Raw genomic sequence first — 16,623 nt, 5'->3', positions numbered from 1 at the left:
TCGCAAGCCAGCATGTTCGGCAGCCGGGCAAGAGCAAAACCCCAGCCACAGTCCGTGAAGCCACTCCGCTCAGGTATTCTTGAGACGTAACCGTCATCTTTTAAGCGCATTTTTTTTTGGGTACTTTTTTGGCGCGACAAAAAAGTACCTCGCCGCAAGAGCGCGCGAAGCGCGCCGGGCGAAACCGCCTTTGACTTGTCGGGACCACCACGGCGACCCGTGCCATCAACCCACCTAGCGTCAACGAAACGCCTGCGAAGCAGGCGGGAGAAACGCCCAGCCAACTTGATCACCCACCGACAGGCGTGTAAAAGTTGAAAGTCTCATCGGCATTTCAAGGAGCCCCGACATGCGCACAATACTCATTCCCTTTGCGATTGCCCTCGCGAGCACCGTGGCGCTGGCCCAGGACGAGGGTGCCATCGCCGAAGTTGAAATCAAGGAATGGCTGGTCCCGTGGGAGAACAGCCGGCCGCGTGATCCGGCGGTTGCCGACGATGGCCGTGTCTGGTTCGTCGGACAGGCGAGTGACTACGTTGCCGTCTTCGACCCCGAGACCGAAGAGTTCAAGCGATACGACCTGCCCGAAGGCGCCGGTCCGCACAACGTCATCGTCACCGACGACCAGGAAATCTGGTACGCCGGTAACCGGGCCGCACACCTTGGGCATCTCGACCCTGAATCAGGCGAGATCGAGCAGGTAGCCACTCCCGAGGATCGCGCCGCCGATCCGCACACCCTGATCGAAGACTCGCAAGGCCGCATCTGGTTTACCTCCCAGCAGAGCAACCACATCGGCCGCTACGATCGCAAAACGGGCGAGATCAAGCTGGTCGGCGTATCGAAAGACCGCTCGCGCCCCTACGGCATCGTTATCGACGACAAGGACAACGCCTGGGCCGTGCTGTTCGGCACCAATCGACTGGCCCGGGTCGACGGCGAGACTTTCGAACTGACCGAGATCGAACTGCCGCGTGAAAAGGCTCGCCCCCGACGCCTGGCCTGGACCGAACGCGGCGTGTTCTACGGCGATTATGCCGAAGGCTTCCTGGGGCACTACGACCCGGAAACAAAGGAGATCAGCGAATGGGCCATGCCCGCCGACGAAGACTCTGGCCCCTACGCGCTTATTTCCGATGATGAGGGCCACATCTGGTTCGTCGAAACCTGGCAGGACCCGAACCGCTTCGTTGGCTTCGATCCGGAAACGGAGGCATTCTTCGCCATGGGCGAGGTGCCCAGCGGCGGCGGCACGGTCCGTCACATGATCTTCGATGCGGAAACCGACAGCATCTGGTTCGGCACCGACACCAACTACCTGGGGCGGGCCACGATCCCTTGATACCGGAAACTGCAATCTAGCTGGGCGGGTGCGGTGCCGCGCGATTTCGAAATCTTCGATTTCGTATGAGCGCGGCGCCGTACCCGCCCAGCGGCGCCTCAGCGCTTAGGCGGCCAAGGGATGAACGGTGAGGTCGTGCGCTGGTAATCCCGATAGGCTTCGCCCCGGGATTTCAGCGCCTGCTTTTCGGTGTAGGGAATGCCCGAGAGCCGGTAGAGAAACAGCAGCATCACCACCGGTCCCAGCCAGGCCAGCCACTGGTTGGCTGCGCCGACGGCGACCAGCGGATAGCTGAACCAGTGCAGCCACTCGAAAAAGTAATTAGGGTGGCGAGAATAGCGCCACAATCCGACCCGGCAGACCTTGCCCCGATTCGAGGCGTCGGCCTTGAAGGCTGCCAGCTGCCGGTCGGCCAGTGATTCGCCGGCCAGGCTGATGAACCAGACGGTCACACCGGCCAGCACCCACAAATCGAGGGTGGCCGACGGATCATTGACCACCACCCAGGCGGGCAGGGCAAACAGCCAGGCAACCAGCGCCTGCACCAGAAAGAAAAATAGAAAATACCGGTTGGCGCGCTGACCGAAGTGCTCGCGCATGGCCTGGTAGCGACCATCCTCATGGTCATGGCTGGACAGGCGTTGCGCGAGATGCAAGACGAGCCGAGCCGACCAGGTCAGCGCCAGCAGGCCGCCCAGCAGCCGCTTTTCGACTGCTCCGTCAGCGACGAGGGCGAAACCGATGGCTTGCAGACCGATCAAGCCGGCCCAGGCCACATCGACCCAGTCGGCGCGTTGTGAGCGTCTCTGCCAGGCCCAGATCAGGACCATCACGAGGACGCATGCGACCAACGCAATCAACAATTCCATGCAGGGCAGATTAGCAGAAATGCAAACGCCCGCCGTGCGGCGGGCGCGTGCTACCGGTCAGAGTTCGACCGGTCAGACTGGTGCACCGTGATGCACCTTGGGTTCCCCTTCCCGAATTCTTGGGCGTATGATCAGCCGACGGCGCGGTGTTCCTGTTCGCGCTCGAGCCGCATCAGCCAGTCGACGACAACTTCGTCGGACAGCAGGCTGTCGAAACTGCTTTCCGGGCCGCGAGCACCCAGTTCGACATCAGGATTGCGTTGTTCGTGATTCAGTTCGGTTATCTCGGACATGGTTGGCACTCTCTGTCAGTTTTGCGTTTGCCAGTTAGATATGCAATCGCTGTGCCAAAGCCGTAGAAACCGCCAAATTTGTGCGCCAGGTCATCGAAAACGCGCCCGAAACGCTTCGAAGTGACAGTTTTCGTCCACTGCCTGACAGTCAGCGTCCATCCGAACCCGTCGATTCGGGCACAATGGCCGGCCGACCCGCTCGCATCCCGCCCATGCCCCTGTCGCACCTGCTATTTCTACTGTTCATCTGCCTGCTGTGGGCGGGAAATTTCATTGCCGCGGCCTGGGCGGTGCGCTTTTTCGAGCCGGTCAGCTTCACCGTCGTACGCTTCGCCCTGGTGCTGCTTTTGTTGTTGCCGTTTTTGCGCCTGCCCGCGCGCGATCAGTGGAAAACGCTGCTGGCGTGCTGCTGGACGATGGGGGCGATTCATTTCGCGCTGGTCTTCCTGGCCCTGGGCCGCTCGGAAGACGTTTCCTCGATCGTCCTGCTGATGCAGGTCTACGTACCGCTGTCGACGCTGATGGCGGTACTGGTGCTGGGCGAGCGGATCGGTTGGCGCACGACCAGCGGCATCCTGATTGCTTTCGGCGGCGTCCTGGTGATGGGACTCGACCCCCTGGTGCTGTCGCAACTCGACGTGATGGCTCTGGTCCTGGTCTCGGCCCTGTCACTGGCGACCGGCACGATCCTCATGCGCCGCCTGCAGGGGATCGGGGTATTCAGTTTCCAGGCCTGGAACGCTTTGCTTTCAGTCATTCCGCTCATGTTGCTGGCGATCTGGCTGGAAACCCCCTCGAGCGTGGTGGACCTCTCGCATGAACACCCCGAGGTCTGGTTGGCCGTCGGCTATTCCGCGGTGGCCTCCTCGATCATCGGCCACGGCGGTTTCTACTGGTTGATCCAGCGCCACGAGGTCAACCGCATTACGCCGTTCTTGCTGCTGGTACCGATCCTGGCGGTATTGCTGGGCATCCTGGTCTGGGGTGATCGACCGGGCCCGCGGCTGCTCACAGGTGGCGCCTTGGTGCTGATCGGCGTACTCTGGATCACGCTGCGCTCGCGCTGGCGACGTCGGGTTCGGACCGAGCCGAGACCGCCAGCGGCGTAATTGGAGTGTTCGAGGTTCAGAGTGGATTCAGCCGCCCGAACCATAATGCTGGCATGAAAGCGCCGTTCACAATGGCGGGCGTCTTGCGCCTGGGTCTGATGGTTCTGCTGCTCGCGCAGCTGGCCACGGCAATGGCCCAGCAGCCGCTGCCGCCGCGCGGCGAATCGGCCTGGCCGCCACGCCAGCACTATCAGCCAGAGCACCCGCAACACCGACTGGCCTGGTGGTATGCCAATGAGTCCATGCGCCAGGTCGAACAGGCCCGCGACATGGTCTGCGGCTTCGCCGGCCAGCACTGGACGCTGGACTGGGAAGTGCACTATCGCTGGGCCCTGCGCGCCGCGCCACGTCGCGCTTACCAGCAGGTCGAAGCGCGCGACCGCCACCTGAGCACCTGCCGTAGCCGCAAGCTGCGCGACTACCAGCGCAGCCCCTATCGGCGCTGGCCCGACCGCCGCTGACCCCAATCACCCCAATCCCTTCCCCCGACCCTTCCCACCAAACACCGCCCACTGCGCACTTCGATTTCCCCCACCCTCTTGGCCAAGCACGATTTGCATGTTATCGTATTAACGCGTTAATACATTAGGCTGCCATGAAACAGCGAGATCCACAGTTCCTGCAGGCCAATCGCGCCGCCCGATCCAGCCTGGCCGAGGCCTTGCTGGCCATGCGCACGCCCGAGGAGATGCGCGCCCTGCTCAAGGATCTGACCACGCCCGCCGAACTCGAGGCCCTGGTCGACCGCTGGCGCGTGGTGCGCTACCTCGACCAGGGCAAGCCCTACCGCGAGATCCACGACCTGACCGGAGTGAGCGTGACCACCATCGGACGCGTTGCGCGTTACCTGGAAAGCGGCAATGGTGGCTACCGCATGGCCCTCGAGCGCCTCAACACCCAAGACAACCGAAGCCAATGAATCGACTCCAAATCGCCATCCAGAAGTCCGGCCGCCTGGCCGAACAGTCGCTCAAGCTGCTCGAGCGTTCGGGTCTGCATTTCGCGCGCAGCAAGGACAAGCTGTTCTGGTACGGCCGGAATCTGCCCGTCGATCTGCTGCTGGTGCGTGACGACGACATTCCGCGCCTGCTGATCGAAGGCGTATGCCAGCTCGGCATCGTGGGCGAGAACGTGGCCGAGGAAAAGCTGCTCGAGGCGCGCCAGCGCCGGCCCGAGCTACAACTCGAAAGCCTGAGGCAGCTGGATTTCGGCCACTGCCAGCTCAAGCTGGCGGTGCCCGAAGACTCGACCGCCACGTCCATCGCCGACCTGTCCGGCGGCCGCCTGGCCACCAGCTACCCGCAACTGACCCGCCGCTTTCTCGAGGACAACGGCGTCGAGGCCGACATCGTGGTCCTCAACGGTGCGGTCGAGATCGCCCCCAGCCTGGGTACGGCCGACGCCATCATCGACCTGGTTTCGACCGGCACCACGCTCAGGGCAAACCACCTCAAGGCGATTGAACCGGTCATGACCAGCCAGGCCGCGCTGTATCGCTGCCCGCAGCGCATCGATGCCGACGGCGAGATCCTGTTGGCGAAACTGCTGACCCGCATCCAGGGCGTACAGCAGGCCGCCGAGACCAAGTACGTGATGCTGCACGCGCCCAAATCCCGGCTGGCCGAGATCTCGGCGATCCTGCCCGGGGCCGAATCGCCCACCATCCTGCCGCTCGAAGGCCAGGACGATCGGGTGGCCGTACACGCCGTGTGCACCGAGCAGGTGTTCTGGGAACACCTGGAAGAGTTGAAAGCGGCCGGCGCTTCGGCCGTGCTCGTGCTGCCGGTGGAGAAGATGCTGGCATGAAAATCGTCGCCTGGAACAAGCTCGATTCAGCTGGACGATCACACCTGCTCGCCCGTCCGGCCCTCGAGACAAGCGCCGAACTGCGCCAAACCGTCGGCGCCATCATGCAGACTGTGCGCCGTGGCGGCGATCAGGCGGTAGCGGATTTCGGCCGCAAGTTCGACGGTCGCCCACCCGCGCGCCTGCTGGCCTCGCCCGAGGACCTGACTTCGGCCGCCGGAGAACTCGATACCGACCTGCTGCAGGCCATCGACACGGCGATCGGAACCGTCACGCGCTTTCACGAAACCGCCCGTCCTCGCGACCAGGTCGTGGAAACCGCTGCTGGCGTGACCTGCGAGGCGCGCTGGCGCGCCCTCGATCCGGTCGGCCTGTACGTCCCGGCCGGTACCGCGCCGCTGCCATCGACCGCAATCATGCTGGGCGTACCCGCCCGCCTGGCCGGCTGCCAACAGATCGTTCTGGCCACACCCCCGGGGACCGACGGCCGGGCCGACGCCGCCGTGCGCTACATCGCCCATCGCCTGGAAATCGACACCGTGCTGGTCGCCGGCGGAGCACAGGCGATCGCGGCCATGGCCTACGGCACCGAATCGGTTCCAAAGGTCGTGCGTGTGTTCGGTCCGGGCAACCGCTTCGTCGCCGAGGCCAAACGCCAGGCCGCCGAAGATCCCGCGGGTGCGACCATGGACTTGCCGGCCGGCCCCTCGGAAGTGATGGTCCTCGCCGACCAGTCGGCCGAACCCGACTTCGTCGCCATGGACCTGCTCAGCCAGGCCGAGCACGGCCCGGATTCGCAGGTCTTTCTGGTCACCGACTCCGCCACGCTCGCGCGCGAAGTCGTCCGGTCGCTGAACCGACTGAGCGCGGAACTTCCGCGCGCCGAAACCGCCCGCCAGGCGCTCGAGCACGGCGCCATCATCACGGTCGATCAACTGACCGAGGGGGTCGACGTCGCCAACGACTACGCGCCGGAACACCTGATCATCGCCTGCGCCAATGCACGCGAACTGTGCGAGGGCATCACCAGCGCCGGCTCGGTCTTTCTCGGCCATTACACCCCCGAAGCCCTGGGCGATTACATCTCCGGCACCAATCACGTGCTGCCGACCGGCGGCTGGGCGCGCTCATATGGCGGCCTGTCCCTGACCGATTTCATGCGCCGCATGACGGTCCAGGAGGCCACACCGGAGGGCCTGCGCACACTCGGGCCCGATGGCGCCCGGCTGGCCGCCCACGAAGGTCTCGATGCCCACCGCTTGGCCATTCAACTGCGCCTCGACCGGCTGCGGGAGTCGTCACTGTGAGCATCGCCGATCTCGCCCGGCCGGAAATTCGCGCGCTGGCGCCCTACGCTTCGGCACGGGCACTGGCCGACAGCGCCGGCATCCTGCTCAACGCCAACGAAAACCCCTGGCCGCCGGAGGACGACGGGGGATTGGCGCTCAACCGCTACCCGGAACCGCAGCCGGCCGCGCTTCGAAACAAGCTGGCCAGGCACTACGGCATCGACGAACGCAACCTGCTGCTGACCCGCGGCAGCGACGAGGGCATCGACCTGCTCAACCGCGCCTTCGTGCGCCCGGGCGAAGACGGCGTGATCACCTGTCCGCCGTGCTTCGGCATGTACGCCCTGTCGGCACGCATCCAGGGCGCGAAGCTGCAGGAAGTCCCCCTGCACGAGACCGCGGATGGCTTCGACCTGGATCGGGCCGGCCTGGCGGCGGCCAGGCCGGCCAAACTGCTGTTCCTGTGCTCGCCCAACAACCCCACCGGCAATGGCCTGACGGCCGAGACCGTGCTCGACCTGGCCCGCGAGTTCGAAGGCACGGGACTGGTGATCCTCGACGAGGCCTATATCGAGTTCTCCGAGCGCTCTTCCCTGGCCTCGCGGGTGAACCAGCAGCCCAACCTGGTGGTGCTGCGCACCCTGTCGAAGGCCTTCGGCCTGGCCGGCTGCCGCCTGGGCGCACTGATCGCCTCGGCCGAGGTGATCGACATCCTGCGCCGCATCATCCCGCCCTATCCGCTGCCCACGCCGGCAGTCGTTGCGGCCGAGACCGCGCTGGAACCGGAAGCGATCGTCAATCGACGCTACCAGCTCGACCTGCTGATGGACGACAAGCCTCGCCTGGTCAGCGCACTGCAGGCGCACCCGGCCATCCGACGTGTGTGGCCCGGCGAGGCCAACTTCGTGCTCGTTCGCGCTGCCGACGGCCCGGCACTGGTCGCCGCGGCGGGCGGTGCCGGCATTCGCCTGCGCGACCAGTCGAGCCAGCCGGGTCTGGCGAACTGCGTGCGCATCACGCTCGGCACACCGGAGGAAAACACCGCCTTGATCGAATTTTTGCAAGGATGGCAAGCATGAAGAAGATTCTGTTCATCGACCGCGACGGCTGCCTGATCGCCGAACCCGAAGACGAGCAGGTCGACTCCCTCGACAAGTTGCGACTGATGCCCGGCGTTATCCCGGCACTTTTGCAGCTCAAGGCGGCCGGGTTTCGTTTCGTGATGGTCAGCAACCAGGACGGCCTGGGCACCCAGGCCTTTCCGGAAGCCGACTTCCGCGGGCCACAGGAACTGCTGCTGCAAATCCTGGAAAGCCAGGGCATCGTCTTCGACGCCGTGCACATCGATCCGACCCTGCCAGAAGACCATGCACCGACGCGCAAGCCCGGCATCGGCATGCTGCTCGAATACCTGCGCGACGCCGAACTCGACCGGCGCCAGTCGGCGGTGGTCGGCGATCGTGAAACCGATCTGGAATTGGCCGACAACATGGGCCTGCGCGGTTTCCGGATCGGTCACGACGGGCTGGACTGGCCGGGCATCGCCCGTGCCTTGCTGCAGACCGCGCGCACGGGCGAAGTCCGACGACAGACGCGCGAGACCGACATTCTGGTGCGGGTCGACCTGGACGCGACCGGCCCCACGCAAATCGAAACCGGCATCGGCTTCTTCGACCACATGCTCGAGCAGGTTTCCGCGCACGGCGGCTTCGCACTGGAGTTGAGCTGCCGTGGTGATCTGGACGTGGATGAACACCACACCGTGGAGGACTGCGCCCTGGCCCTGGGCGCGGCACTCGACCAGGCCCTGGGCGATCGCAGTGGCATCGGCCGCTACGGCTTTCTGTTGCCCATGGACGAATCCCTGGCGCAGGTCGCCGTCGACCTGTCCGGCCGGCCGGCGATCGTGTTCCTAGCCGACTTTCCGCGTGAATCGGTCGGCGGCCTGCACACCGAAATGGTCGAACACTTCTTCGCCTCCCTGGCCCAGGCACTGCGCTGCGCCATCCACGTGAAGGTTGAAGGCGAAAACACGCACCATATGGTGGAGGCCTGTTTCAAAGGAGTGGGGAGAGCCTTGCGACCGGCCCTGGCCCGCACCGGCTCCGGAACGCCGTCAACTAAAGGGGTTCTGTGATGATTTGGGGGGTTGTTCCTTTGGGCTCACGCAGTGACGCGGAGTCGCAGAGTACGCAGAGAAAACTAGAGAAACGTGTATTGAAGACGACAGGCACTTTTCCGCCAGCGATCAGAATTCTGTATGAGCGAACTCTTTTTGATCCTTCTTTCTTATCCTCTGCGAACTCTGCGTTTCTGCGTCTCTGCGTGATACACATGACGGAAGCTCAGGAATGACGATTGCGGTGATCAATTCCGGCGGCGCCAATCTGGGCTCGGTCCAACACGCTCTCAACCGACTCGGCGTCGAGTCGGTGCTCACGCGCGATGCCGAAACCATCCGGTCGGCCTCGCGGGTGATCCTGCCCGGCGTGGGTGCGGCGGCCTGGTCGATGAATGCCCTGCGCGAGGCCGGCCTGGTCGAGGTCATCAGCAGCCTGACCCAGCCCGTGCTGGGTATCTGCCTGGGATTGCAGTTGATGTTCGACTCGTCCGAGGAGGGCGATGTCGACTGCCTGGGCCTGATTCCGGGACGAGTCCGCAAGCTCCGGGTCGATCACAGCCTGAGACTGCCGCACATGGGCTGGAACCAGCTCGACTGGGTGGCCGACGACCCACTCGCCGCCGGTCTCGACGGCGGAGAGTGGTTCTACTTCGTGCACGGCTACGCCGCACCGGTCGATCACGCCGTGGCGGTCAGCCAACACGGCCAGGCTTTTGCCGCGGTGGTGCGCCACAAGAACTTCGCCGCCTGCCAGTTCCACCCCGAAAAATCCGCGGGTGCCGGGGCGCGCGTCCTGCGCAACTTTCTTGAAACCTGAAAAAGAAAGGGTCCACAGATGAACACAGATGAACACAGATACTGCAATTGCAAAATGCCGCGAACGACGGCTAATCGGATTCAGGGCATCACCGAGTATTCAACGCCCCGCTTGGCCAGTCTTTATTTTTATCTGTGTTCATCTGTGTTCATCTGTGGACAAATATTTTCATGAAGTTGATCCCGGCCATCGATCTCAGGGGCGGGCGTGTGGTGCGTCTGCAGCAGGGCGACTACGAGCGCGAGACGCGTTACGACGATGACCCGATTGTGCTGGCGAAGCGTTATGCCGACGCCGGTGCCGGACTGATTCATGTTGTCGACCTCGACAGCGCACGCCGGGGTGGTGAGGCCAATCTCGCCATCATCGAACGCCTGTGCACCGAAATCGACACCGCCATCCAGACCGGCGGCGGCGTGCGCTCGCGCGAGGATTTCCGGCGCCGGATCGACGCCGGCGCCGAGCGGGTGGTCATCGGCAGCCTGTGCGTACGCGATCCGGGGGCTGTGGCCGAATGGCTGGCCGGGCCCGACGGCGCGCGGATCGTCGCCGGTCTGGACGTCGCTCAAGCCATCGACGGCGGCTGGATGCCGCGTGCGGCCGGCTGGACGGAGTCTGGCGAAGTCGACTTGTTCACCCTGCTCGAGCGCCTGGTCAATGCCGGACTGAAACACCTGCTGTGCACCGATATCGAACGCGACGGCATGTTTGCCGGTCCTTCGCTGGCGCTTTACGAGTCGGTCTGCGACCGGTTCTCGTCGCTGGCCGTGCAGGCGTCTGGCGGCATCGGATCGGCCGCCGACCTGGTTGAGGTCGCACAAACCGGTGCGGCCGGCTGCATCGTCGGCCGCGCCCTGCTCGAAGGCCGCGTCGACCTGGCGGAGATCCAGAAATGGTCGCGGTAAGACTCATCCCCTGCCTGGACGTGCGCGACGGGCGCGTGGTCAAGGGCGTGCGCTTTCGCAATCATCGCGACATGGGCGATATCGTTGCACTGGCACATCGTTATCGGGATGCGGGTGCGGACGAACTGGTCTTCTACGACATCAGCGCCAGCCCCGAGAAGCGCAGCGTCGACATCGCCTGGGTCGAGCGCGTCGCCGAGGCCATCGATATTCCCTTCTGTGTGGCCGGCGGCATTCGCGACGTCGACACCGCCCGCGCCGTGCTGCATGCCGGCGCCGACAAGATCTCGATCAACTCCCCGGCGCTGGAGCGCCCGGCCCTGATCGGCGAACTGGCCGATGCCTTCGGCTCGCAGTGCGTAGTTGCCGGCATCGACTCCATGCGCGAGGACGGCCGCTGGCGTGTTCGACAGTACACCGGCGACCCCGACAACATGGTCGATCCGCGGCGCGATACGCTGAGCTGGGTCGCCGAGGTCCAGCGTCTGGGCGCCGGCGAGATCGTCCTCAACTGCATGGACGCCGACGGCGTACGCGAAGGCTACGATATCGATCAGCTGTCGCAGGTGCGCGAAATCTGCCGCGTCCCCCTGATCGCCTCCGGTGGTGCCGGCACGCCCGAACATTTCCTGGCCGCCTTCAGGGACGCCGACGTCGACGGTGCCCTGGCCGCCACCGTGTTCCACTCCGGCCAGATCGTCATCCCCGAGCTAAAGCGCTGGCTGCGCGGGCGGGGAGTCATCGTCAGGGAGTAATTAACGAAACCGCAGATGAACGCGGATGAACACAGATAAAGATCCTCTAGATCGACAGGAACTCGGGGATCTCAACGCCAAAGGATATCGGGAATCCACCGTCGACGCCTTCAAGAGATGCATTTTGAAGATCTGCGTTTATCTGCGTTCATCTGCGGTTCCATTCGACAAAAGGAAAACCAGCAAATGACCAAGCCGACTACTGAAAATCTCGACTGGAAGAAGGGCGACGGTCTGCTGCCGGTGATCGTGCAGGACGCCGACGACGGGCGCGTGCTGATGCTCGGCTACATGAACGTCGAAGCGCTCGAGAAGACGCGTTCGAGCGGCCACGTCACCTTCTACTCGCGCAGCAAGCAGCGTCTTTGGACCAAGGGTGAGACCTCCGGCAACCACCTGGCGCTGGTCGACGTCATCGCCGACTGCGACCGCGACACCCTGCTGGTCCTGGCCCGCCCGCACGGGCCGACCTGTCATACCGGCACCGATACTTGCTTCGGCGCTAACCGCCGCCCGCGGGTCGGATTCCTGGCCAGCCTGGAACAGACGGTTCGGTCCCGGGCCGACAGCGATCCGGAACAAAGCTATACAGCGAAGCTCTTGTCCGAAGGTAGAAAACGCTGCGCACAGAAGGTCGGGGAAGAAGGCGTGGAAGTCGCACTCGCCGCAGTTGTTGGCGAGCGGGAGGAACTGGAGTCGGAGGCCGCCGACCTGCTTTATCACCTGCTGGTTTGCCTGCACTCGGCCGGCAGCGACCTGGATTCAGTAGTCGAGGTCTTACTCAGGCGGCACAAGCGCTGAACTGCACACCGGCATAGTCGCACTGCGGCGTCGCGTGCTCATCTGCTTCCGGGGCCAGTTCAGGCCGCCCGAAGTAGTAGCCCTGGAAACCGTCGATACCGGCTCGACGCAGCCACTCGATTTCGGCTTTCTGCTCGACACCCGCAGCAATCACCTGGATACCGAGTACGTGGCAGGTCGCCAGGATACCCATCACCATCGCCTGCCGCCGCTGACTGCCATGGATGCCATTGATCAGCTCCCGGTCGAGTTTGACAAACTCCGGCCGCAGCACTGCCAGGCGCTTGAGACCGGCCTCGCCGGTGCCGAAATTGTCGGCGGTGACGCGGAAGCCGTATTCGTTGGCCCGTGAACGAACGGCGGCCAGCTGACGCGGACTGCCCAGGCGCTCGAGCGAATTGAATTCGAGCACGATCTGCCCGGGCCGAAAGCCGTTCTCGCGCGCAGCCCGATGCGTCGAGGACAGCGCCAGCTCCAGGTTGTGCGGGTCGATTTCCGTGCAGTTGATATGCAGGTCACCGGCAAGCCCGAGCCGGGCGGCTTCCGCGATTGCGCCCAGACGGCAGGCCTGGTCGAAATAAAACAGATTCTCCGGCCGCACCGAGGCGATGATCTGGGCCGGCGATTCGCCGCTGCAACCGCGCACCAGGGCCTCGTGTCCGCTCACTTCCCCGGTCTCCTGATCGATCACCGGCTGGAAAGCAAAGCGAATACCCACGTCGAGCACGGACAGGTAGTCATCGAAGCGCGTGCTGCAGGGCTGGGCGTAGTTGAAACCGGTCATGTTCGATCTCCTTGGTGGTTCCGGGCGACTGTCATTCTTCGTTACCAGGAACCAAGCAAATGCCGTGCCAGTATCGTGCAAGGCGATGTATCGCACCTAACATGACCTTGAATCGCGGGCTGGTTCACACAATCGGGAGAACATTCGGGGACGACCGATGACGCCGGGCGACCGACGTCAGTCGGGGAATGCCGCAATGCGTCACCGGCTCAACGAATACGTTCGAGCAGGCTTTGGCGTCGCGCGATCTGCGCCCAGAAACGACCGCAGACGAACCACTTCAGGAATGCGGCCTCACGCAAGCTGGCCTTCACGTTGTCGACCGTCCAGCGCCAGCGGTCCTCGGCCGGAACGGGCGCGGCTCGCAGGCCGAGCTGACGGGCATAGATCAGCACCCGTGCCAGGTGGAAGCGGCTGGTCACGATACCCAGTCGCGTTTCAGGCCCCAGCATTTCACGCGCATGCCGCAGATTCTCGAAGGTGTCGGTCGAAGCCGCCTCGAGACCGATACGATCGGCGTCGACAGCCGCCTGCGCCAGCAGCCACTCCCGGCCGACTGCAGCTTCCGAGGGTGCGCCGCCGCCGGCAAGCAGCAGATCGAGTGACGGGTCGTCGCACGCCAGCTTCGCCGCGCGGTGCAGCCGCTGGCGGTACACGTCCGACGGTCGACCGGCCCGCAGCGCATGGCCGCAGACCAGCAGGCGGTCGACGCGCGAGCGAGCTTCCCGAACCAAGGCGGAACGAATGACATAGAGCCACGCGACGAGATAGGTCAGGCCCAGGCTCAGAACCAGAAAGACGGTACTGGCCAGCAGCGTCTCCCTGAGTGCCGGATCGGCCAGCGCGCCACGCAGGGTCAGTGTCGAAACGGTATTCATCAGGTTGGAAACGATTGACGATCGGCGGCGCTCATCATACCCGGGAAGATGCCATCATTGCGGTCCACCGCCGGCCTCCCTATACTGGCGCCCCCGACCCAGCCCGGCACCGCCGACCCGGAGCGAATCGACACCGCATGAACGCCCTGAATATATCCGCGATGACGCTTTCCTGTGCCGCCGGCAGCGGCCTGGCATCGCTTCGCAAGGCCCTGGCCGAAGGCCGTAGCGGCCTGCGCGCCAACGACTATCCGCATTGCAGTCTCGAGACCTTTATCGGCCGGGTCGACGGTGTCGAAGAAATCTGCCTGGGCGGCGACCTGGCGCGTTTCCAATGCCGCAACAATCAGCTCGCCGAACTGGCGCTGGATCAGGACGGATTCCGCGATGACGTCGCACGCCTGCTCGAGCGACATCGGCCCGAGCGCATCGCCTGCGTCATCGGCACCTCCACGGCAGGCATCAGCAGCACCGAGCTCGCGTTCCGCAACCTCGACGAGTCCGGCCGGTTCCGTCCCGAACATGTCTTGACCTGGGTGCACACGCCGCATACTTCGGCGGCATTCGTCGCAGCAGCGCTGGGGCTTGAAGGGCCGGTGCAGACGGTTTCGACGGCCTGCTCGTCGTCAGCCAAGGTGTTTGCCACCGGCGCGCGCCTGATCGAGACCGGCTGGGCCGATGCGGCCGTGGTGGGCGGGGTCGACAGCCTGTGCCTGTCCGTGCTCTACGGTTTTCATTCCCTCGAACTGGTCTCGCCCCAGCCCTGCCGCCCCTTCGACCGTGAGCGCCGCGGACTGAACCTGGGCGAGGCGGCCGGCTTCGCCATTGTCGAGCACGACCCCGATCAGAGCTTCGGCCGACTGCTGGGTTGGGGCGAAACCTCGGACGCCCATCACATGGCCTCGCCGCATCCGGAGGGGGCCGGCGCGATCGCGGCCATGCGCGCCGCGCTCGATGGGGCCGGACTGGAGCCCGGCGCAATCGATTACATCAACTGTCACGGCACCGCCACGCCGATGAACGATCGGATCGAGGCCGCCGCGCTCAGGACCGTCTTCGGCGCGCCGCCACCGGCCGGCTCGACCAAGGCCTGGACCGGCCACACACTGGGGGCGGCCGGCATCACCGAAGCCGTTTTCAGCCTGCTCGCGCTCAAGGACGGCTACCTGCCGGCCAGCCTCAACTGTACGTCGCCGGAAGCCGAGTCGGCAGAGTTCATTCTGACCGAAGGGCGCCACCAGGCCGTCTCGACGGTGATGAGCAATTCCTTCGGCTTCGGCGGTTCCAATTGCACGCTGATCCTGGGGGCCGCATGAAGCAGCGGCTTCATATCCTCGGCTGCGGTATCAGCGCACCCGGGCTGCCCGACATGGCTGCGCTGGCACGAGTCCTCGACGGTGGCGAACTGGACGAAACAGCGAAAGCCGGCGCCGGCATCTCGCTGCTGTCGCCGCGCGAGCGCCGCCGCTGTCCCGAAACCGTGCGCCTGTCGATGGCGGCGGCCGAACAGGCCTGTACCGATGCCGGCATCGCGCCGGGCGATCCCGACGCCGTGTTCACTTCCGGCATGGGCGATGTGGCCATCAGCGATTACATGTGCCGCACCCTGGCCGAGTCGCCGGACTTGCTCTCGCCGATGCGCTTTCACAACTCGGTGCACAATGCTGCCGCCGGCTACTGGTCGATCGGCACCGGCGCTCGCGGCGACATTACCGCGCTCAGCGGCGCGACCGACAGCCTGGTCGCCGGCCTGATCGAAGCCGCCTGCCGGGTCGAGACCAGCGGCCGGCCGGTCTTGCTGGTGGTCTACGACCTGCATGCAGACGGTCCGATGGAGGCGGTCTGGCCGGCACGCCAGCCTTTTGCCGGCGCGCTGCTGCTCGGCCCGGAGAAATCCGGCGGGCTGAATCTGGATCTCTCCCCGATCGCGGGGCTGGAAGCCGACGAGGCACCGGCCCTGCCGAGCGTGCTGGCCGAACGTGTTGCCGACAATCCGGCCGCCCGCGTGCTCTACCTGCTGGTCGCCGCGCTCGAAAGGATACCGGGACCGATCCGGCTGGCCGCCCGCCAGGGCCCCAGCCTGCTGATCGAGCGGGCATGAAGACAGTTGCCGTCATGCCAGCTCACAACGAGCTGCGCACGATCCGTCCGCTGGTCGAGGCCGTCGCAACTCGGGTCGACCGGGTGATCGTCGTCGATGATGGTTCAACCGACGGTACGGGCGAGGCCCTGGCCGGTCTCGACATTGACCTGATCCGACACGCGCAAGCCGGCGGCAAGGCAGCCGCCCTGGCCAGCGGATTCGGGCGCGCCCTGGAAACGGATGCCGAACTGATCGCGACGCTTGACGGCGACGGCCAGCACGACCCGGCCGAGCTCGATCGCCTGCTGCCCGCCGCGCGCGCTCACCCGGGTCATCTCGTGGTCGGCGTGCGACTGCGCCAGCGCCACCGCCAGCCAGGCATCCGGCGCTTCGCCAATCGCTTCGCCGACTTCTGGATATCCTGGGCCAGCGGTCAGCGACTGCCCGACAGCCAGAGCGGCTTTCGCGTTTACCCGCGTGCCCTGATCGATACAGTCCGGCCCTCGACCGCCCGGCGCCACGGCTTCGTGTTCGAAACGGCCATGCTGATCGACGGTGCCCGCGCCGGTTTTCCTGCCGTGGCGGTTCCCATCGACAGTATTTACCGCGACGACGCCCGGGCCAGCTATTTCCGCCCGGGGCGCGATGTCTGGGAGATTTTCTGGTTCGTGTGCTGGCGCATCGTGCTCGCCGGCTTCTACCCGCAGGGCCTGTGGCGTATGCTCACCCGGCCGGTGCGCTGGGGCGGCGTTGACGGCGACGATGGATAA

General features: G+C 65.0%; 19 protein-coding genes. 15 read left to right on the top strand and 4 right to left on the bottom strand.

From position 1 onward, the window contains the following. Positions 1-349: 349 nt before the first annotated feature. A complete protein-coding gene (locus G4Y73_RS00455) occupies positions 350-1,342 on the top strand; it encodes a lyase (RefSeq protein ID WP_164228311.1) in 993 nt (330 codons plus the stop codon). Between the two features lie 98 nt (positions 1,343-1,440). Here G4Y73_RS00455 and G4Y73_RS00450 read toward each other — a convergent pair whose 3' ends face one another. Together G4Y73_RS00450 and G4Y73_RS00445 are read right to left on the bottom strand one after the other, a co-directional pair. Continuing rightward, positions 1,441-2,172 carry a DUF1295 domain-containing protein gene (locus G4Y73_RS00450; protein WP_240451108.1) on the bottom strand — a complete coding sequence of 244 codons (732 nt, stop codon included), beginning with the start codon at positions 2,170-2,172 and terminating at the stop codon, positions 1,441-1,443. 170 nt (positions 2,173-2,342) lie between these two features. Then, positions 2,343-2,504, bottom strand: coding sequence for a hypothetical protein (locus G4Y73_RS00445; RefSeq protein WP_164228306.1), 162 nt, complete (start codon positions 2,502-2,504; stop codon positions 2,343-2,345). Between the two features lie 182 nt (positions 2,505-2,686). Here G4Y73_RS00445 and G4Y73_RS00440 point away from each other — a divergent pair, with 182 nt between their 5' ends. The 11 genes from G4Y73_RS00440 to hisIE all read left to right on the top strand — a co-directional run bounded on the left by G4Y73_RS00440 (position 2,687) and on the right by hisIE (position 12,108). After that, on the top strand, positions 2,687-3,613 hold the full coding sequence (locus tag G4Y73_RS00440; RefSeq protein ID WP_164228304.1) for a DMT family transporter: 927 nt from the start codon (positions 2,687-2,689) through the stop codon (positions 3,611-3,613). A 71-nt stretch (positions 3,614-3,684) separates the two neighbouring features. After that, positions 3,685-4,074: a hypothetical protein gene (locus G4Y73_RS00435; protein ID WP_164228302.1), complete on the top strand. Its 390-nt coding sequence runs from the start codon at positions 3,685-3,687 to the stop codon at positions 4,072-4,074. Positions 4,075-4,208: 134 nt separating this feature from the next. Beyond that, on the top strand, positions 4,209-4,532 hold the full coding sequence (locus tag G4Y73_RS00430; RefSeq protein WP_164228300.1) for a YerC/YecD family TrpR-related protein: 324 nt from the start codon (positions 4,209-4,211) through the stop codon (positions 4,530-4,532). Beyond that, on the top strand, positions 4,529-5,419 hold the full coding sequence (hisG, locus tag G4Y73_RS00425) for an ATP phosphoribosyltransferase (RefSeq protein ID WP_164228298.1): 891 nt from the start codon (positions 4,529-4,531) through the stop codon (positions 5,417-5,419). The genes G4Y73_RS00430 and hisG overlap by 4 nt, the downstream gene beginning before the upstream one ends. Further along, positions 5,416-6,726: a histidinol dehydrogenase gene (gene hisD, locus G4Y73_RS00420; RefSeq protein ID WP_164228296.1), complete on the top strand. Its 1,311-nt coding sequence runs from the start codon at positions 5,416-5,418 to the stop codon at positions 6,724-6,726. Before hisG ends, hisD begins: the two co-directional genes overlap by 4 nt. After that, positions 6,723-7,787 carry a histidinol-phosphate transaminase gene (hisC, locus tag G4Y73_RS00415; RefSeq protein ID WP_164228294.1) on the top strand — a complete coding sequence of 355 codons (1,065 nt, stop codon included), beginning with the start codon at positions 6,723-6,725 and terminating at the stop codon, positions 7,785-7,787. The genes hisD and hisC overlap by 4 nt, the downstream gene beginning before the upstream one ends. Further along, the gene (gene hisB, locus G4Y73_RS00410; protein WP_164228292.1) at positions 7,784-8,845 is read left to right on the top strand and encodes a bifunctional histidinol-phosphatase/imidazoleglycerol-phosphate dehydratase HisB; all 1,062 of its coding nucleotides are present in this window, start codon (positions 7,784-7,786) and stop codon (positions 8,843-8,845) included. Before hisC ends, hisB begins: the two co-directional genes overlap by 4 nt. Positions 8,846-9,059: 214 nt before the next feature. Then, entirely contained in the window at positions 9,060-9,647 is a 588-nt protein-coding gene (gene hisH / locus G4Y73_RS00405) for an imidazole glycerol phosphate synthase subunit HisH (RefSeq protein WP_164228290.1), read from the top strand. 170 nt (positions 9,648-9,817) lie between these two features. Beyond that, positions 9,818-10,552, top strand: a complete 735-nt coding sequence (locus tag G4Y73_RS00400; protein WP_205596430.1) for a 1-(5-phosphoribosyl)-5-[(5-phosphoribosylamino)methylideneamino] imidazole-4-carboxamide isomerase — start codon at positions 9,818-9,820, stop codon at positions 10,550-10,552. Further along, on the top strand, positions 10,540-11,307 hold the full coding sequence (hisF, locus tag G4Y73_RS00395; protein WP_164228289.1) for an imidazole glycerol phosphate synthase subunit HisF: 768 nt from the start codon (positions 10,540-10,542) through the stop codon (positions 11,305-11,307). Before G4Y73_RS00400 ends, hisF begins: the two co-directional genes overlap by 13 nt. Positions 11,308-11,424: 117 nt before the next feature. Then, complete coding sequence (gene hisIE / locus G4Y73_RS00390) at positions 11,425-12,108, top strand: bifunctional phosphoribosyl-AMP cyclohydrolase/phosphoribosyl-ATP diphosphatase HisIE (RefSeq protein ID WP_276207510.1); 684 nt, start codon at positions 11,425-11,427, stop codon at positions 12,106-12,108. On the opposite strand, the gene G4Y73_RS00385 is transcribed toward hisIE, so the two are convergent. Both G4Y73_RS00385 and G4Y73_RS00380 read right to left on the bottom strand, forming a co-directional pair. Continuing rightward, positions 12,089-12,892 carry an EAL domain-containing protein gene (locus G4Y73_RS00385; protein WP_164228284.1) on the bottom strand — a complete coding sequence of 268 codons (804 nt, stop codon included), beginning with the start codon at positions 12,890-12,892 and terminating at the stop codon, positions 12,089-12,091. The genes hisIE and G4Y73_RS00385 overlap by 20 nt on opposite strands. 209 nt (positions 12,893-13,101) lie before the next feature. Beyond that, positions 13,102-13,770 carry a YdcF family protein gene (locus G4Y73_RS00380; RefSeq protein ID WP_164228282.1) on the bottom strand — a complete coding sequence of 223 codons (669 nt, stop codon included), beginning with the start codon at positions 13,768-13,770 and terminating at the stop codon, positions 13,102-13,104. Between the two features lie 137 nt (positions 13,771-13,907). On the opposite strand from G4Y73_RS00380, the gene G4Y73_RS00375 reads away from it, so the two are divergent. From G4Y73_RS00375 to G4Y73_RS00365, 3 genes are read left to right on the top strand one after another with little or no spacing between them, the layout of a single operon-like run. After that, positions 13,908-15,086 (top strand): beta-ketoacyl-ACP synthase, encoded by a 1,179-nt coding sequence (locus G4Y73_RS00375; RefSeq protein ID WP_164228279.1) that lies wholly within the window; start codon positions 13,908-13,910, stop codon positions 15,084-15,086. Continuing rightward, positions 15,083-15,871 (top strand): beta-ketoacyl synthase chain length factor, encoded by a 789-nt coding sequence (locus G4Y73_RS00370; protein ID WP_164228277.1) that lies wholly within the window; start codon positions 15,083-15,085, stop codon positions 15,869-15,871. Before G4Y73_RS00375 ends, G4Y73_RS00370 begins: the two co-directional genes overlap by 4 nt. Continuing rightward, positions 15,868-16,623, top strand: coding sequence for a glycosyltransferase family 2 protein (locus G4Y73_RS00365; RefSeq protein ID WP_164228276.1), 756 nt, complete (start codon positions 15,868-15,870; stop codon positions 16,621-16,623). Before G4Y73_RS00370 ends, G4Y73_RS00365 begins: the two co-directional genes overlap by 4 nt.

The sequence above is a fragment of the Wenzhouxiangella sp. XN201 genome (assembly GCF_011008905.1).
GTDB lineage: Bacteria > Pseudomonadota > Gammaproteobacteria > Xanthomonadales > Wenzhouxiangellaceae > Wenzhouxiangella.
Note: the sequence above shows the minus strand (reverse complement) of the source record. Positions and strands in the feature narration are given on the sequence as shown.

What these genes read in the sequence shown, in the direction of transcription:
- G4Y73_RS00385 (WP_164228284.1), bottom strand. Translation starts at nt 12,892, where the DNA reads ATGACCGGTTTCAACTACGCCCAGCCCTGCAGCACGCGCTTCGATGAC.
- hisF (WP_164228289.1), top strand. Translation starts at nt 10,540, where the DNA reads ATGGTCGCGGTAAGACTCATCCCCTGCCTGGACGTGCGCGACGGGCGC.
- G4Y73_RS00455 (WP_164228311.1), top strand. Translation starts at nt 350, where the DNA reads ATGCGCACAATACTCATTCCCTTTGCGATTGCCCTCGCGAGCACCGTG.
- G4Y73_RS00445 (WP_164228306.1), bottom strand. Translation starts at nt 2,504, where the DNA reads ATGTCCGAGATAACCGAACTGAATCACGAACAACGCAATCCTGATGTC.
- G4Y73_RS00375 (WP_164228279.1), top strand. Translation starts at nt 13,908, where the DNA reads ATGAACGCCCTGAATATATCCGCGATGACGCTTTCCTGTGCCGCCGGC.
- G4Y73_RS00365 (WP_164228276.1), top strand. Translation starts at nt 15,868, where the DNA reads ATGAAGACAGTTGCCGTCATGCCAGCTCACAACGAGCTGCGCACGATC.
- G4Y73_RS00435 (WP_164228302.1), top strand. Translation starts at nt 3,685, where the DNA reads ATGGCGGGCGTCTTGCGCCTGGGTCTGATGGTTCTGCTGCTCGCGCAG.
- hisG (WP_164228298.1), top strand. Translation starts at nt 4,529, where the DNA reads ATGAATCGACTCCAAATCGCCATCCAGAAGTCCGGCCGCCTGGCCGAA.
- G4Y73_RS00450 (WP_240451108.1), bottom strand. Translation starts at nt 2,172, where the DNA reads ATGGTCCTGATCTGGGCCTGGCAGAGACGCTCACAACGCGCCGACTGG.
- G4Y73_RS00370 (WP_164228277.1), top strand. Translation starts at nt 15,083, where the DNA reads ATGAAGCAGCGGCTTCATATCCTCGGCTGCGGTATCAGCGCACCCGGG.
- hisH (WP_164228290.1), top strand. Translation starts at nt 9,060, where the DNA reads ATGACGATTGCGGTGATCAATTCCGGCGGCGCCAATCTGGGCTCGGTC.
- hisB (WP_164228292.1), top strand. Translation starts at nt 7,784, where the DNA reads ATGAAGAAGATTCTGTTCATCGACCGCGACGGCTGCCTGATCGCCGAA.
- G4Y73_RS00400 (WP_205596430.1), top strand. Translation starts at nt 9,818, where the DNA reads ATGAAGTTGATCCCGGCCATCGATCTCAGGGGCGGGCGTGTGGTGCGT.
- G4Y73_RS00380 (WP_164228282.1), bottom strand. Translation starts at nt 13,770, where the DNA reads ATGAATACCGTTTCGACACTGACCCTGCGTGGCGCGCTGGCCGATCCG.
- hisIE (WP_276207510.1), top strand. Translation starts at nt 11,425, where the DNA reads ATGCATTTTGAAGATCTGCGTTTATCTGCGTTCATCTGCGGTTCCATT.
- G4Y73_RS00440 (WP_164228304.1), top strand. Translation starts at nt 2,687, where the DNA reads ATGGCCGGCCGACCCGCTCGCATCCCGCCCATGCCCCTGTCGCACCTG.
- G4Y73_RS00430 (WP_164228300.1), top strand. Translation starts at nt 4,209, where the DNA reads ATGAAACAGCGAGATCCACAGTTCCTGCAGGCCAATCGCGCCGCCCGA.
- hisD (WP_164228296.1), top strand. Translation starts at nt 5,416, where the DNA reads ATGAAAATCGTCGCCTGGAACAAGCTCGATTCAGCTGGACGATCACAC.